Source organism: Oryzomicrobium terrae (genome assembly GCF_008274805.1).
Classification (GTDB): Bacteria; Pseudomonadota; Gammaproteobacteria; order Burkholderiales; family Rhodocyclaceae; genus Oryzomicrobium; species Oryzomicrobium terrae.
The window spans coordinates 690,523-705,841 of the sequence record NZ_CP022579.1; the positions used below are offsets into that span (position 1 = coordinate 690,523).

Sequence of the window (15,319 nt, forward strand, 5' to 3'; positions counted from 1 at the left end):
TGGGCCGTCCCTATTATTAGCACTCGTCACGGGTGAGTGCTAACAGCCTCTGTGGCTGGCTCGTCCGGTCCGGCAGGCGAGCGCAGGGTGAGCTCGGCTCCCCGCGCCAACTGCCCGCTATTTCGTGTCTTTGTCTGTAACTTTGTCAGGAGCTCACTCCATGAAAATCCGTCCCTTGCACGACCGTGTGATCGTCAAGCGCGTCGAAGCCGAACGCACCACCGCCTCCGGTATCGTTATTCCCGATTCCGCCGGTGAGAAGCCGGACCAGGGTGAAATCCTTGCCGTCGGTAACGGCAAGGTCCTCGAAGACGGCAAGGTCCGTGCCCTCGAAGTGAAGGTGGGCGACCGCGTCCTGTTCGGCAAGTACGCCGGCCAGACCGTCAAGGTGGATGGCCAGGAACTGCTGGTCATGCGCGAAGAAGACATCATGGGCGTGGTGGAAGCCTAAGGCTTTCAGACCCCTCTCATCCTTCCCAGAATTCAGGAGTAAAGAATGGCTGCTAAAGAAGTCAAATTCGGTGACGTCGCCCGCGAGCGCATGGTTGCCGGCATCAACATCCTCGCCAACGCCGTCAAGGTGACCCTGGGCCCGAAAGGCCGCAACGTGGTGCTCGAGCGCTCCTTCGGCGCCCCCACCGTGACCAAGGACGGTGTGTCCGTCGCCAAGGAAATCGAACTGAAGGATAAGTTCGAGAACATGGGCGCCCAGATGGTCAAGGAAGTCGCTTCCAAGACCTCCGACGTGGCCGGTGACGGCACCACCACCGCCACCGTGCTGGCCCAGGCCATCGTCCGCGAAGGCATGAAGTACGTGGCCGCCGGCATGAACCCGATGGACCTGAAGCGCGGTATCGACAAGACCGTCGCCGCCCTGACCGACGAACTGCGCAAGATTTCCAAGCCCTGTTCCACCACCAAGGAAATCGCCCAGGTCGGCTCCATCTCCGCCAACTCCGACACCAACATCGGCGACATCATCGCCAATGCCATGGACAAGGTCGGCAAGGAAGGCGTGATCACCGTCGAAGACGGCAAGTCCCTGGACAACGAACTGGACGTCGTCGAAGGCATGCAGTTCGACCGCGGCTACCTGTCCCCCTACTTCATCAACAACCCGGACAAGCAGATTGCCGCCCTGGACAATCCCTTCGTCCTGCTGTTCGACAAGAAGATCTCCAACATCCGCGACCTGCTGCCGGTGCTCGAGCAAGTGGCCAAGGCCGGCCGCCCGCTGCTGATCATCGCCGAAGACGTGGACGGTGAAGCCCTGGCCACCCTGGTGGTGAACAACCTGCGCGGCATCCTCAAGACCTGCGCCGTCAAGGCTCCGGGCTTCGGCGACCGTCGCAAGGCCATGCTGGAAGACATCGCCATCCTGACCGGCGGTACCGTGATCGCCGAAGAAGTCGGCCTGTCCCTGGAAAAGGCCACCCTGGCCGAGCTGGGCCAAGCCAAGCGCATCGAGATCGGCAAGGAAAACACCACCATCATCGACGGCGCCGGCGATGCCGCCACCATCGAAGCTCGCGTCGGCACCATCCGCAAGCAGATCGAGGAAGCCACCTCCGACTACGACCGTGAGAAGCTGCAAGAGCGCGTGGCCAAGCTGGCCGGCGGCGTTGCCGTGATCAAGGTCGGTGCCGCCACCGAAGTCGAAATGAAGGAAAAGAAGGCCCGCGTCGAAGACGCCCTGCACGCCACCCGCGCTGCCGTTGAAGAAGGCATCGTCGCCGGCGGCGGCGTGGCCCTGCTGCGCGCCCGCGCTGCCGTTTCCGTCAAGGGTGACAACCCCGACCAGGAAGCCGGCATCAAGATCGTGCTGCGCGCCATCGAAGAGCCCCTGCGCCAGATCGTCGCCAACGCCGGTGACGAGCCCTCCGTGGTGGTCTCCAAGGTCCTGGAAGGCAAGGGCAACTTCGGCTACAACGCCGGCTCCGGCGTGTACGGCGACATGGTGGAAATGGGCGTGCTCGACCCCACCAAGGTGACCCGCACCGCGCTGCAGAACGCCGCCTCCGTGGCCGGCCTGATGCTCACCACCGACTGCATGGTCGGCGAGCTGCCCGAAGACAAGCCCGCCATGCCCGGCGGCATGGGCGACATGGGTGGTATGGGCGGCATGGGCATGGGCATGTAACACCGCCCGGCCGTCCGGGACCCGTTCCCGGCGCCCTGCCGGCCGGCCTGTCGGCGATTCGCCGCTGGCCGGCCCGAAAAACCCCGCACTCCGGTGCGGGGTTTTTCTTTACCCCTCTGGAAAGCCACGCCAGGCGCGGACTTTCACGGTGCCATCGTGGAGAGCCGCGCCAATGCTTGATCTCGGAGGCATCTTCTTGGAGAGCCATATCTGGTGCAGGGATTGGGCGAGTCTACTTTTTTTGGCGTTGGCCATAGAATCAATATGGCTTTGCAAATAGCCATTCCGTATAGAGCCGTTATAAACGGATCGTTTAGCATGGCCGCCATTCGTGAAGGGGCAACGGCGTGGAACTCGGATTCGTGGTGGCGGGATTGGCAGTGGGCTGCGTGGTCGGCCTCACCGGCGTGGGCGGCGGCTCCCTGATGACGCCTATCCTGCTCTGGTTCGGCATCACCCCGGCCACCGCCGTCGGCACCGACCTGCTCTACGCAGCCCTGACCAAGGCCGGCGGCGTGGTGGTGCACCACCGCCAGCGGCACGTGGATTGGCGCCTGGTCGGTTGGCTGGCCGCCGGCAGCGTGCCGGCTTCCCTGCTCACCCTGGCCCTGCTCTCTCGCCTGGGCCCCTCCCAGGCCCTGGACGGCGTGTTCCGCTTCATGCTCGGCGTGGCCCTGCTCCTCACCGCCACCGCCATCCTCGGCAAACCCTGGTTGCTGCGCCACGTGCCGTCCCGCTGGCGCGATGCCCCCTTCGCCGCCATGCGTCCGGCCCTGTGGGCCACCGGTGCGGTGCTTGGCGTGCTGGTCACCTTGAGTTCGATCGGCGCCGGCGCCCTGGGCACCCTGGCCCTGTTCCTCATCCTGCCGGCCCTGCCCACCACCCGCCTGGTGGGCAGCGAGATCGCCCACGCCGTGCCCCTCACCCTGGTGGCGGGCATCGGCCACGCCGGCCTGGGGCACATCGACTGGAGCCTGCTGGTCAACCTGCTGGCCGGTTCCCTGCCCGGTATCTGGCTCGGCAGCCACCTCAGCCACCGCCTCCACGACGGCTGGCTGCGCCCGGCCCTGGCAGTGATGCTGGCCTTCATCGGCGCCCGGCTGGTGGTTTGAGCCCCGTGCCACCGTTTCAGGCGGCGTCGTTTTCCCCGCCCACTGCCGGCAGGTGCACCGTTACCCGTAGGCCCCGTCCCTCGGGGCCGTCGTCCAGGCCCACCTCGCCGCCGTGGCGGCGGGCAATGGCGCGCACGATGGCCAGCCCCAGGCCGTTGCCCGGCGCGCTGCTGCCGGCCGGGCGATAGAAGCGGTCGAATACCCGCTCCCGCTCGTCGACGCCTATCCCCGGACCGCTGTCGTCCACGCGCAGGACGACCGCCTTGTCGGCATTCGTGGCGGTTTTCCGCTCCACGCTCACCTCCACCGTCACAACCCCGCCTGCCGGCGTGTAGCGCAGGGCGTTGTCGATCAGGTTGGCCACCAATTCCCGTAGCAGTACCTCGTCGCCGCGCACCGGGCAGGGCACCTCGCCGGCAAACCCCAGGTCGATGCGCCGCGCCAGGGCCTGGGGCAGCCAGTCGAAGGTCACCTGGCGGGCCAGCTCGGTCAGGTTTAGCACCTGGCTGGCCGGCGGCGCCGCGTCGCTGCGCGCCAGGGTGAGCAGTTGCTGCACCAGCCGGGCCGTGGCGGTGGCGGTCTGGCCGATGTCGCCGACCATGCGTTGCAGGCGCAGCGGGTCGGTTTCGCGCTGGGCCAGATCGGCCTGGGATTTGATAATCGCCAGGGGCGTCTTCAGCTGGTGGGCGGCGTCGTCGATGAACTGGCGCTGGGCGTCGGTGAGCTGACGCACCCGGGCGGTATGGGCGTTGACCGCATCCACCAGGGGTGTCACTTCGCTGGGCACGTTGTCGGCGGCCAGGGGCGACAGGTCGAGCGGGTCCCGGGCGGCCACCTCGTGGCGCAGGCGGCGCAGCGGTCCCAGGGCGTGCAGCACACCGAAGGCGATGAGCAGGGCGGCGAAGACGATCAGGACGCCTTCCTTGACCAGGGATTCGAGCAGCAGCTGGCGGGCCAACTGGTTGCGCGCCCCCTGGGTTTCACCGATCTGGATCAACAGGGGGCCGCGGATGCCCGGGTAGAACAGGGGGCGCCACTGGGCGGCGATGCGCAGGTGTTCGCCGTGGTAGGCGGTTTCGTAGAAGAAAGGTTTGCGGTTGTGCACCTCGTCGCTGGAGGCTTCGCCGGAAATTGCCCGGCTGATGCCGAAGCGCTTGCCCGGCAGGGGCTCGGGCAGGTCCGGGTAGCCGGTGATCTCGCCCTGCTCCGGATGGCTGACCCGGTAGTAAATGCGGTCCTGGAAATCGTTTTCGAGCATTTCCAGGGCCGAGTAGGGCAGGTCGATGCGGATCAGCCCGTCGTCCACCGTGACCCGTTCCGAGATCGCCAGCAGGGCGCCCTGGAGCGTCCGGTCGTAGGCCTGGTTGGCCGAGTCCAGGGCGGTGCGGTACGTCACCGCGGTATTCACCGCCAGGGCGGCGCCCAGGGGGGCCAGCAGGTAGATCAGCAGGGTGCGGCGCAGGCTGCGCCGGCGCCGTGGCGGAGCCGTGCCCTCCGGTTCGGCATCCGGCGGCGCAGCGGAGACGCCGCTCGGGTCAGTCAGGTCGGCCCGGTCAGGCATCGCCGACCTCGGTTTCGAGCAGGTAGCCCAGGCCGCGCAGGGTACGGATCGCCAGGGTGGAGCCAGCCAGTTTTTTGCGCAGGCGGTGCACGTAGATTTCCACCGCATCCGGGGTCACCGCATCGTCCAGGTTGCACAGGCGGTCGCACAGGGCCTGCTTGGCCACCGGCTGACCGGCCTTGAGCAGCAGGGCTTCGAGCACCGCGTGCTCCCGGGGCGTCACCTCCAGGGGCGCCTCACCGAGCTGGTAGCGGCGGCTCACCGTGTCGTAACGCAGCGGCCCCAGTTGCAGCACCGGCGTCGGGCGTCCGTAGCGGCGCCGCACCAGGGCCTTGATGCGGGCTTCCACCTCGGCCAGTTCGAAGGGCTTGGCCAGGTAGTCGTCGGCGCCTTCGTTGAGGCCCTGGACCCGGTCCAGGGTGCTGCCCCGGGCGGTGAGCACCAGCACCGGCACGTCGTCGCCCCGGGCGCGCAGGCGGCGCAGCACTTCCAGACCGTCGAGGCGGGGCAGGCTGAGGTCGAGCAGTACCGCGTCGAAGCGTTCGCTGCGCAGCAACTGGTCGGCGTGCAGGCCGTCGCCCACCACGTCGGCGACGAGGCCGGATTTCTTCAGCCCCTCGGCCAGGGCCCGGGCCAGTTGGGGAGTGTCTTCGACGATGAGCAGGCGCACGGTCCACCCGAAAAAAATTGAAAGCAATCTGAAAGCTAGGCGCCCCTAGTGTAGCGACCACACGGGGATGCGGTGGCCGCCACGGTCTGCACCGCCCCCCGCGAAACCCTACAACGATATCGAGGAGACAGCCATGCAACGCTGGTTTCGCACCTTAACCATCACCGCCGCCGCCGCCCTGACGCCCTTGCTGTCCGCTCCCGCCGCCGCCCAGGTGCCCGCCGGCTACCCAGCCGACTACGCCAACCTGGTCGCCGCCGCCCGCAAGGAGGGCAAGGTGATCGTTTACGGCGCCACCGACACCAATGCGGTGAGCCCGCTGATCAAGGACTTCGAGGCCCTCTATCCGGGCATTCGGGTCGAATACAACGACATGAACACCACCGAGTTGTACAACCGGGTGGTGAGCGAGAAAGCCGCCGGCGGTTCGTCGGCCGACGTGCTGTGGAGTTCGGCCATGGACCTGCAGATCAAGCTGGTCAACGACGGCCTGGCCCTGGCCTACAAGTCCCCCGAGACGCCTAAGCTGCCCGACTGGTCGGTGTGGAAGGGTGAGGCCTACGGGGTGACCTACGAGCCCATCGTGTTCGTCTATAACAAGCGCCTGCTCAAGGCTGATGAGATTCCCCACAGCCACGCCGACTTTGCCCGCTTGCTGCGCGAGAAGGGCGAGCGCTTCAAGGGCAAGGTGACGTCCTACGACATCGAGAAGTCGGGCGTCGGCTTCATGCTGATCACCCAGGACAGCAAGGTGAATCCGGGCTTTTGGGACTTGGCCAAGGCCGTGGGCGGTGTCAGCCCGCGCTTCCAGTCGAGTAGCGGCACGATGATGGAGCGCATCGGCTCCGGCGAGAACCTGCTCGGCTACAACGTCTTTGGCTCCTACGCCATGCTGCGCGCCAAGAAGGACCCGGGCATCGGCTGGGTAGTGCCCAGCGACTACGTGCTGGTCATGTCCCGGGTGATGTTCATCGCCAAGACCGCCAAGAACCCGAGCGCCGCCAAGCTATGGCTCGACTACATCCTCTCCAAGCGCGGCCAGACCATCATCGCCAACCAGTCCGAACTGGGCTCGGTGCGCGCCGACGTGGAAGGCGAACTGACCGCCGCCGGCCTGGCCAAGACCCACGGCAACGCCTTGAAGCCGATCCCGGTCGGCCCCAGCCTGCTGACCTTCCTCGACCAGAACAAGCGCCTGGAATTCATCAAGCAGTGGCAGCAGGCCATGGGCGCGCGCAAGTAAGCGCCGGCGCCGCGATCCTTCCGGAGCATTGCCGTGACGACTCCCGTCTCCTCCCTTGCCGCCACCTCGGTGTGGCGGTTTTTTCCCACCCGGGGGCTGGTGATCGCGTTGACCGCGCTCACCGTGCTGGTCCCCCTGGGTCTGATCTTCTACCAGAGCCTGCTCAACGCCCCGTTCTTCGATAGCCAGGCATCGCCGGGGCTGGCGGCCTATGCCTTCATCTTCGACGACCCGGATTTCTGGGACGCGACAAAGAACTCCCTGCTCATCGCCGGCAGCATGGCCCTGATCGCCGTGCCCCTGGGCGGGGCGCTGGCCTTCATCATGGCCCGCACCGACCTGCCCGGGCGGCGCTGGATCGAGCCCTTGCTGCTGGTGCCGGTGTTCGTCTCGCCGATGGTGCTGTCCTTCGGTTACGTGGTGGCCGCCGGACCGGTGGGCTTCTATTCGGTGTGGGTCAGCCAGCTGTTCGGCACCGTGCCCTGGAACGTCTATTCCCTGCCCAGCATCGCCATCATCGCCGGCCTGACCCACGTGCCCCACGTGTACCTCTACTCGTCGGCGGCGCTGAAGAGCCTGGGCTCGGACATCGAGGAGGCGGCGCGCATGAGCGGCGCCGGCCCCCTGCGGGTGGCCCTGGACGTGAGCCTGCCGATGATCACCCCGGCCCTGCTGTATTCGGGCGTGCTGGTCTTCTTCCTCGGCTTCGAGATCTTCGCCCTGGCCCTGGTGCTGGGCGATCCGGAAGGCCACCTGGTGCTGGCCACCTATCTGTTCAAGCTGACCAACAAGCTGGGTACCCCGTCCTACCACCTGATGGCGGCGGTGGCGGTGTGCATCATCGGCATCACCTTCCCCCTGGTGATGCTGCAGCGGTTGCTAATGAAGAACGCCAGCCGCTTTGTCGCGGTCAAGGGCAAGGCCGGCCGACAGCGGCCTCTGGCACTGGGGTCGTGGCGCTGGCTGGCCATCGCCCTGATCGGCCTGTGGCTGTTCGTCTCGGTGTTCGTGCCCCTGTCCGGTGTCGCCCTGCGCGCTTTCGTCACCTACTGGGGGGAGGGCATCCAGCTGTCCGAGGTACTCACCCTGGAGCATTTCCGCACCGTGTTCGACCAGCCGGCCCTGCTGCGCGGCATCTTCAACACCATCGCCATCGGTGTCGTCGGCGGCCTGCTGTCGGTGGCCTGCTACGCCGCCATCGGCCTGGCCATGCACCGGCGCAACGACCGCTGGAGCCGCTTCATCGACTACCTGGCCCTGGTGCCCCGGGCGGTACCGGGACTGCTCGCCGGCCTGGCCTTCCTCTGGGTGTTCCTGTTCTTCCCGCCCCTGGCGCCGTTGCGCACCACCATCTTCGCGGTATGGCTGGCCTACACCGTGGTCTGGCTGGCCTACGGCATGCGCCTGATCCAGAGCTCCCTGCTCCAGGTGGGGCCGGAACTGGAGGAGGCGGCACGCAGCATTGGCGCCAGCGCCGCCCGCACCAGCCGGGACGTGACCCTGCCCCTGATCCGCCACGGCCTGCTGGCCAGCTGGCTGCTGGTGTTCATGATCTTCGAGCGGGAGTACTCCACCGGCGTGTACCTGCTCAACCCGGGCACCGAGGTGATCGGCTCCCTGCTGGTCTCCCTGTGGGCCACCGGCGGCGCCGATATGGTGGCCGCCCTTTCCCTGATCAACGTGGTGCTGGTGGGCTGCGGCCTGGCCATCGCCCTTCGCTTCGGAGTGAAACTCCATGATTAAGCTCGACGTTTCCGACCTGCACCTGTCCTACGGCGCCAACCCGATCCTGAAGGGGGTGTCGATGCAGCTCAACCAGGGCGAGGTGGTGTCCCTGCTCGGCCCCTCGGGCAGCGGCAAGACCACCCTGCTGCGCGCCGTGGCCGGGCTGGAGCAGCCGCACCAGGGCAGCATCCGCATCGGCGAGCGGATTGTTTTCGATGGCGCCGGAAAGGTGGAGGTGCCTGCCGAGGGGCGCAATCTCGGGCTGGTGTTCCAGTCCTACGCCCTGTGGCCGCACAAGACCGTGGCCGACAACGTGGCCTACGGTCTCAAGCTGCGCAAGGTGGCTTCCGCTGAAGTGGCTCAGCGGGTCAACGCGGCCCTCGGTCAACTCGGTCTGGGCCACCTGGCCGATCGCTATCCGCACCAGCTGTCCGGCGGCCAGCAGCAGCGCGTGGCGATCGCCCGGGCCCTGGTCTACAACCCGCCGGTGATCCTGCTCGACGAGCCTCTCTCCAACCTGGATGCCAAGATGCGCGAGGAGGCCCGGGCCTGGCTGCGCGAACTGATCCTCAAGCTGCAGCTGTCGGCCCTGGTGGTGACCCACGACCAGGCCGAGGCCATGGCCATGTCCGACCGCATCCTGCTGCTGTCGCAAGGGCGCATCGAGCAGCAGGGCACGCCCCAGGAGATGTACGGCCAGCCGGCCTCGCTGTTTGCCGCCGAGTTCATGGGCAGCAACAACCGCCTGGCCGGCAAGGTGGTGGAGCGGCGTGGCGAGGCGGTTTGTGTGGCCGGGGAGGGCTGGCGCCTGTGGGGTTCTTGCCGTGACGGCGCGGCATTGGAGCCGGGCAGTGCGGCCACGGCCGTGATCCGCCTGGAGCGGATGCGTCTGGCCGAGGTCGGTCAGGCGGACAATTGCCTGGAGGCGGAGTTGTCCACCTCGATGTACCTGGGCGACCGTTGGGAGCACCTGTTCCATGTCGGCGCCCAGGCCTTGCGCACCCATACCGCCGGCCCGGCCGGTGCCGGGCGCAGCCGTCTGCACCTGCCGGTCCAGGATTTGTGGGTGTTTGCCGGCTGAGACGCCCTTACCGCCCCATCAACGCAAAACGGGCCAGGATTTCTCCTGGCCCGTTTTGTTTGGCCGACGCGCCAGGCTGGATCAGCGTACGCAGTCGACGAAGTAGCGGCTCTTGCCATCTTCGCCCACTTCCTTGACCAGGCCGTGGATGTCGGTCTCGAAGCCAGGGAAGCGCTCGTTGAACTCCCGGGCGAACTGCAGGTACTGGACGATGGTGGCGTTGAAGCGCTCGCCGGGGATGAGCAGGGGGATGCCCGGCGGGTAGGGGGTGAGCAGCACGCTGGTGATGCGCCCTTCGAGCTGGTCGATGGCGACCCGCTCGATCTCCCGGTGGGCCATCTTGGCGAAGGCATCCGCCGGGCGCATCGCCGGCACCATGTCCGAGAGGTACATCTCGGTGGTCAGGCGGGCCACATCCTTGGCCCGGTAGACGGCGTGGATCTCCTTGCACAGGTCGCGCAGGCCGACCCGCTCGTAGCGCGGGTTCTTGGCCACGAACTCGGGGAGCACGCGCCACAGGGGCTGGTTCTTGTCGTAGTCGTCCTTGAACTGCTGCAGCTCGGTCACCATGGTGTTCCAGCGGCCCTTGGTGATGCCGATGGTAAACATGATGAAGAACGAGTAGAGGCCGCACTTTTCCACGATCACGCCGTGCTCGGCCAGGTACTTGGTGACGATGGCCGCCGGGATGCCACGCTCGGCGAACTCGCCGTCCACGTCCAGACCCGGGGTGATGATGGTGGCCTTGATCGGGTCGAGCATGTTGAAGCCTTCGGCCAGGTCGCCGAAGCCGTGCCAGCGCTCGCCAGCCTTCAGCATCCAGGCGTCGCGCTCCTCGATGCCTTCCTCGGACAGGTCGTCCGGGCCCCACACCTTGAACCACCAGTGGCCGTTGGCTTCGCCGGCCCATTCCTCACCCACCTTGCGCATGGCGCGGCGGAAGTCGAGGGCCTCGGAGATGGATTCTTCCACCAGGGCGGTGCCCCCCGGGGCTTCCATCATCGCCGCCGCCACGTCGCAGGAGGCGATGATCGAGTACTGGGGCGAGGTCGAGGTGTGCATCAAGTACGCCTCGTTGAACACGTCGCGGTCGAGCTTGTTGTTCTCGGCATCTTGCACCAGGATCTGGGAGGCCTGGGACAGGCCGGCCAGGAGCTTGTGGGTGGACTGGGTGGAGAACACCATGGACTGCTGGCAGCGCGGCCGGTCTTCGCCGATGGCGTGGTAGTCGCCGTAGAAGTCGTGGAAGGCGGCGTGGGGCAGCCAGGCCTCGTCGAAGTGCAGGGTGTCGATCTTGCCGTCCAGCTCGGCCTTGATCGCTTCCACGTTGTAGAGCACACCGTCGTAGGTGGACTGGGTGATGGTCAGCACCCGAGGCTTGCCCTGGCTGTCCTTGGCGAAGGGGTGGGCGGCGATTTTCTTCTGGATGTTCTCCCAGGCGAATTCACTCTTGGGGATCGGTCCGATGATGCCGTAGTGGTTGCGCGTCGGCATCAGGAACACCGGGATCGCCCCGGTCATCATGATCGCGTGCAGGATCGACTTGTGGCAGTTGCGGTCCACGATGACGATGTCGCCGGGAGCCACGGTGGAGTGCCAGACGATCTTGTTCGAGGTGGAGGTGCCGTTGGTGACGAAGTACAAGTGGTCACAGTTGAAGATGCGCGCCGCGTTGCGTTCCGAGGCGGCCACCGGGCCGGTGTGATCGAGCAGCTGACCCAGCTCTTCCACGGCGTTGCAGACGTCGGCGCGTAGCATGTTCTCGCCGAAGAACTGGTGGAACATCTGGCCCACCGGGCTCTTCAGGAAGGCGACGCCGCCGGAATGCCCCGGGCAGTGCCAGGAATAGGAGCCGTCGGAAGCGTAATGGGTCAGGGCGCGGAAGAACGGCGGCGGCAGGGAATCCAGGTAGGCCTTGGCTTCGCGCACCACGCTGCGGGCGATGAACTCCGGGGTGTCTTCATACATATGGATGAAGCCATGCAGTTCGCGCAGCACATCGTTGGGGATATGCCGCGAAGTGCGGGTCTCGCCATGCAGGAAGATGGGGATCTCGCTGTTGCGCAGACGGATCTCGCTGACGAAGGCGCGCAGTTCGGCGATGGCTTTGTCGGCGGCGGCCGGGGAGGAGAACTCCTCATCGTCGATCGACAGAATGAATACCGAGGCCCGGCTCTGCTGTTGGGCGAACGAAGCGAGGTCGCCGTAGCTGGTGACCCCCAGCACCTCCATACCCTCGGCCTCGATAGCGTCAGCCAGGGCGCGGATGCCCAAACCCGAGGCGTTCTCGGAACGGAAATCTTCGTCGATGATGACGACGGGGAAGCGGAACTTCATCGGGCGCTCCTCAAAGCAAAGGGAGTTTCCGCACCGTGCCGGGGAAGGCGGGATGAGCTGCCATCGAGCGGAGGGCGCGAGGGTGGCAAATCGGTTGCCGAGACTGGCGTGGCGGGGTGTGGCCGGGGTTGAAAAGAAGCCGGATTATACGCACACCCCGGCCCAGGTGGCGGCGACAAAATGGTGCTGGCTTTTCCTCGGTTTTCCCCCGTCCCATCAGGGGCATGCGCACATGCTTGCGTAACGGGGCGGCCAGGGCTTACAGGCGTTGACTCGTGGGTGGGGAAGCTCGGTTCGGTATCGGGAGAAGCGGCGGAGCGCGAGCACAACAGCCTGCTGCCCTGCGCTCCGCAGCGTACTGGCCTCTGCATATTAGATATGGCGTTTCAACGTGTGGCGCCAACGCTTCTCCGCCCTAAAGCGAAACGAGGAGAGGGCGTCAGTATCACGGCCATGTCTTACGGTTTGAAGACGTTGTTGCCTGTAGCGGCTGGCTTGGCGGTGGGGCTGGTTGCTTGCCTGCGCCATTTGGGAATGTGGTGCTTGCCGGTTGGGCGGCGGTTGCGGCGGGGGGGGGGGCGATGTGGGTGCGGGGTCGCGCGGAGCCGCTCGTTTCCTGGGCTCCGCGCGAGGAGCTTAGGCCGCGTCCACGATTTCGATGCTGTGGGTGATTTCAGCCGTCTTGCCCAGCATGATCGAGGCCGAGCAGTACTTTTCCTTGGATAGCTTCACCGCACGCTCTACGACATCAGCCTTGAGGTTGCGCCCGGTCACCCGGTAGTGGAAGTTGATGCGCGTGAATACTTTGGGGTCGGTGTCGGCGCGGTCCGCCTTGAGGGTCACTTCGCAGTTGGTCACCTCATGCCGGCCTTTCTGCAGAATCATCACCACATCGAATGCGGTGCAACCGCCGGTTCCTGCTAGCACCATTTCCATGGGGCGCGGCGCCAGGTTGCGGCCGCCGGCATCCGGCGGGCCATCCATCACGATGGTGTGATTGCTGCCGGTTTCGGCCAGAAACGACATGCCGTCGCCGGTCCAGCGTACTTTGCATTCCATATATGAGGCTCCTTGGATGAAGTTGGGCAATTGTACTTGCTCCCTTTCTGGGGGCGGCATCCCTTGTCATGAACGAGGTTTGTGCGGCGCAACATATTGTTACGATTTGTGTCGATTGGGAGGGAGTCGGGTTTTTGTTATCTTATGGTAGATGAGTTACGATAGTAGATATTTTTTGTTTTAAAAACAATTGATTGTAATTTTTTTCGTTTCGTTTTTTTAACGAAACCTGCTGTTTTTCTTGAGGTAAAAAATCTCTTGCGCTGCACAATCTTTTGTCCCATAATGCACTCAACCCAGCGATATCGCGTGGGCCGTGAGTACCCGGTCTGATATCGCTACGATGTCTCCTCCACCCTCCTCCTTTGGTGTGGATTTAGCGCGACTCTCGCGAGTCGCGCTTTTTTTTGCCCGCTCCGATTGCTCGCGGCGATAGCGGGGATTGCGTTCGCGTTGACTGCGGACGTTGACTTGACATAGAATCCGCGGCTTTCCGTAATTAGGCTCACAAGGACGGCGCAGAATGAAAACCTTTTCCGCCAAACCGCATGAGGTGAAGCGCGAGTGGTTTGTGGTGGATGCCACGGACAAAGTGCTCGGTCGCCTCGCTAGCGAAATCGCACGCCGCTTGCGCGGCAAGCATAAGCCCGAGTTCACCCCGCACGTGGATACGGGTGACTTCATTGTGGTCGTGAACGTCGAGAAGCTTCGCGTCACCGGCAACAAGGCTGAAGACAAGAAGTACTACCGGCACTCCGGCTACCCGGGCGGCATCTACGAGACCAACTTCCTCAAGATGCAGCAGCGCTTCCCCGGCCGTGCCCTCGAAAAGGCTGTGAAGGGCATGCTGCCGAAAGGCCCGCTCGGCTACGCCATGATCAAAAAGCTGAAGTGCTACGCTGGCGATGCCCATCCGCATACTGCCCAGCAGCCCAAGGCTCTGGAAATCTAAGGGACTGACATGGCTGAAAACTTCTTCTACGGCACCGGCCGCCGCAAGAGCGCCGTTGCTCGCGTCTTCATCAAGCGTGGTTCTGGCGCCATCGTGGTGAATGACAAGCCCCTCGACGAATACTTCTCCCGTGAAACTGGTCGCATGGTCGTGCGTCAGCCGCTGGAGCTGGTCGAGCACCTGAGCACCTTCGATATCCGCGTGAATGTCGCTGGTGGTGGTGAGTCCGGCCAAGCCGGTGCCGTTCGCCACGGCATCACCCGCGCGCTGATCGAATACGATGCTGCCCTCAAGTCCGCCCTGTCGGCTGCTGGCTTCGTTACTCGTGATGCTCGTGAAGTTGAACGTAAGAAAGTCGGTCTGCACAAGGCCCGTCGTCGCAAGCAATTCTCCAAGCGCTAAGCGTACGACATCCAAGAAAAAGCCGGCCTTGTGCCGGCTTTTTTCTTGGGTCAATTTGCCCGTTGCGGCGCAATTGCTCACAATGGGGCGCTGCATTTGATTTGCCCGGGCGTGGGTGGTTTTGTGCCTGGCCCTTGTTGCATATGCGGGAGCGCATATTCCCGATGTGCAACGGCTTTTGAGCATCCTCTGCGGGTGCGGCCCAACATATTCAAACGACGAGATTGACGACCGATGGCCCTAGCCGGTGCTGCTTTAATTCGCCGCCGCCTGAGGGAGCGCTTTTCCATTACCGCTCCCCGGGTGGCAGTCCGCCCCCATTTGCCATGGCCGTGGCGCATAGGCGGCTTGCTGGTGGCGTTTATCGTAGGTGTGGCTGGTGGCGCCTGGGGGTATGCCTGGCATTCGACGCCACGCACCCCCGCCGTTGCTTTGGCGTCTGATCTGCAGGCGTGGCAGGCTCGGGTTACGGAGCTGGAGGCTGAAGTGGCAACCTTGCGCCAATCTTCCGGCACGGCAGAAAGTAGCCTCAATATCGAGCGCGGAGCCCAGGTGCAACTTGCTCAGCAACTGCGCAATGCAGAGCGGGAGAATGCGGGGCTCAAGGAGGATTTGGCTTTTTTCGAAGGGTTGGTGCCCGGTGCCGGAGGGGCCGAAGGCGGTCCGACGCGTATAACCAGGCTCAAGGTGGAGCGGGATGGTGCTACCAATCAGTACCGCTTTAGGATGCTGATCGCTGTTCAGACAGGGCGTGGCCAAGCGCCATTCAAGGGTACCTTGGAAATGTCGGTGCAGACTCGCCAGGGAGATCGGGATGTTATGATTAAAGTCCCTTCCAGCGATGCTCCCGATGTTGCCAAGTACCGCTTGGAGATCAGGAACTTTCTCCGTAAAGAAGGTGTGTTTTCCGTTCCGCCAGGGGCTGTGGTGACCAAGGTCGAGGCCCGGCTGGTGCAGGATGGTGCCATCAAGGCGCAGCAAGAATTCACCCTCTGACACCTCTCTTCAGCCCGATTGGCAAGAGGCGACAACGTTTT

At 64.8% G+C, this 15,319-nt stretch carries 13 protein-coding genes; 9 read left to right on the forward strand and 4 right to left on the reverse strand.

Translation table 11 applies throughout. From position 1 onward, the window contains the following. Positions 1-160 precede the first annotated feature (160 nt). The 3 genes from groES (at position 161) to OTERR_RS03160 (ending at position 3,252) form a co-directional block, all read left to right on the forward strand. Positions 161-451 carry a co-chaperone GroES gene (groES, locus tag OTERR_RS03150; protein WP_054621063.1) on the forward strand — a complete coding sequence of 97 codons (291 nt, stop codon included), beginning with the start codon at positions 161-163 and terminating at the stop codon, positions 449-451. A gap of 45 nt (positions 452-496) precedes the next feature. After that, the gene (gene groL, locus OTERR_RS03155; RefSeq protein WP_149424835.1) at positions 497-2,140 is read left to right on the forward strand and encodes a chaperonin GroEL; all 1,644 of its coding nucleotides are present in this window, start codon (positions 497-499) and stop codon (positions 2,138-2,140) included. Between the two features lie 347 nt (positions 2,141-2,487). Beyond that, positions 2,488-3,252 (forward strand): sulfite exporter TauE/SafE family protein, encoded by a 765-nt coding sequence (locus OTERR_RS03160; RefSeq protein ID WP_149424836.1) that lies wholly within the window; start codon positions 2,488-2,490, stop codon positions 3,250-3,252. Positions 3,253-3,268: 16 nt separating this feature from the next. On the opposite strand, the gene OTERR_RS03165 is transcribed toward OTERR_RS03160, so the two are convergent. Further along, the gene (locus tag OTERR_RS03165; RefSeq protein WP_187775291.1) at positions 3,269-4,813 is read right to left on the reverse strand and encodes a sensor histidine kinase; all 1,545 of its coding nucleotides are present in this window, start codon (positions 4,811-4,813) and stop codon (positions 3,269-3,271) included. Further along, positions 4,806-5,483, reverse strand: coding sequence for a response regulator (locus tag OTERR_RS03170; RefSeq protein WP_149424838.1), 678 nt, complete (start codon positions 5,481-5,483; stop codon positions 4,806-4,808). Before OTERR_RS03170 ends, OTERR_RS03165 begins: the two co-directional genes overlap by 8 nt. 133 nt (positions 5,484-5,616) lie before the next feature. Between OTERR_RS03170 and OTERR_RS03175 the strand changes: the two genes are divergently transcribed. The 3 genes from OTERR_RS03175 to OTERR_RS03185 are packed head-to-tail and all read left to right on the forward strand — an operon-like array spanning position 5,617 to position 9,532. Further along, positions 5,617-6,726, forward strand: coding sequence for an ABC transporter substrate-binding protein (locus tag OTERR_RS03175; RefSeq protein ID WP_149424839.1), 1,110 nt, complete (start codon positions 5,617-5,619; stop codon positions 6,724-6,726). 33 nt (positions 6,727-6,759) lie between these two features. Beyond that, a complete protein-coding gene (locus OTERR_RS03180; protein WP_246154303.1) occupies positions 6,760-8,469 on the forward strand; it encodes an ABC transporter permease in 1,710 nt (569 codons plus the stop codon). Further along, positions 8,462-9,532, forward strand: coding sequence for an ABC transporter ATP-binding protein (locus OTERR_RS03185; protein ID WP_149424841.1), 1,071 nt, complete (start codon positions 8,462-8,464; stop codon positions 9,530-9,532). Before OTERR_RS03180 ends, OTERR_RS03185 begins: the two co-directional genes overlap by 8 nt. A gap of 81 nt (positions 9,533-9,613) precedes the next feature. On the opposite strand, the gene OTERR_RS03190 is transcribed toward OTERR_RS03185, so the two are convergent. Next, a complete protein-coding gene (locus OTERR_RS03190; RefSeq protein WP_054621071.1) occupies positions 9,614-11,869 on the reverse strand; it encodes an arginine/lysine/ornithine decarboxylase in 2,256 nt (751 codons plus the stop codon). Between the two features lie 636 nt (positions 11,870-12,505). Beyond that, positions 12,506-12,928, reverse strand: coding sequence for an OsmC family protein (locus tag OTERR_RS03195; RefSeq protein WP_149424842.1), 423 nt, complete (start codon positions 12,926-12,928; stop codon positions 12,506-12,508). 523 nt (positions 12,929-13,451) lie between these two features. Between OTERR_RS03195 and rplM the strand changes: the two genes are divergently transcribed. From rplM to OTERR_RS03210, 3 genes are all read left to right on the forward strand, one after another. Then, a complete protein-coding gene (gene rplM, locus OTERR_RS03200) occupies positions 13,452-13,880 on the forward strand; it encodes a 50S ribosomal protein L13 (protein ID WP_054621915.1) in 429 nt (142 codons plus the stop codon). Positions 13,881-13,889: 9 nt separating this feature from the next. Beyond that, entirely contained in the window at positions 13,890-14,282 is a 393-nt protein-coding gene (gene rpsI / locus OTERR_RS03205; protein WP_149424843.1) for a 30S ribosomal protein S9, read from the forward strand. Between the two features lie 486 nt (positions 14,283-14,768). Next, complete coding sequence (locus tag OTERR_RS03210) at positions 14,769-15,278, forward strand: DUF6776 family protein (protein ID WP_149424844.1); 510 nt, start codon at positions 14,769-14,771, stop codon at positions 15,276-15,278. Positions 15,279-15,319: the final 41 nt, after the last annotated feature.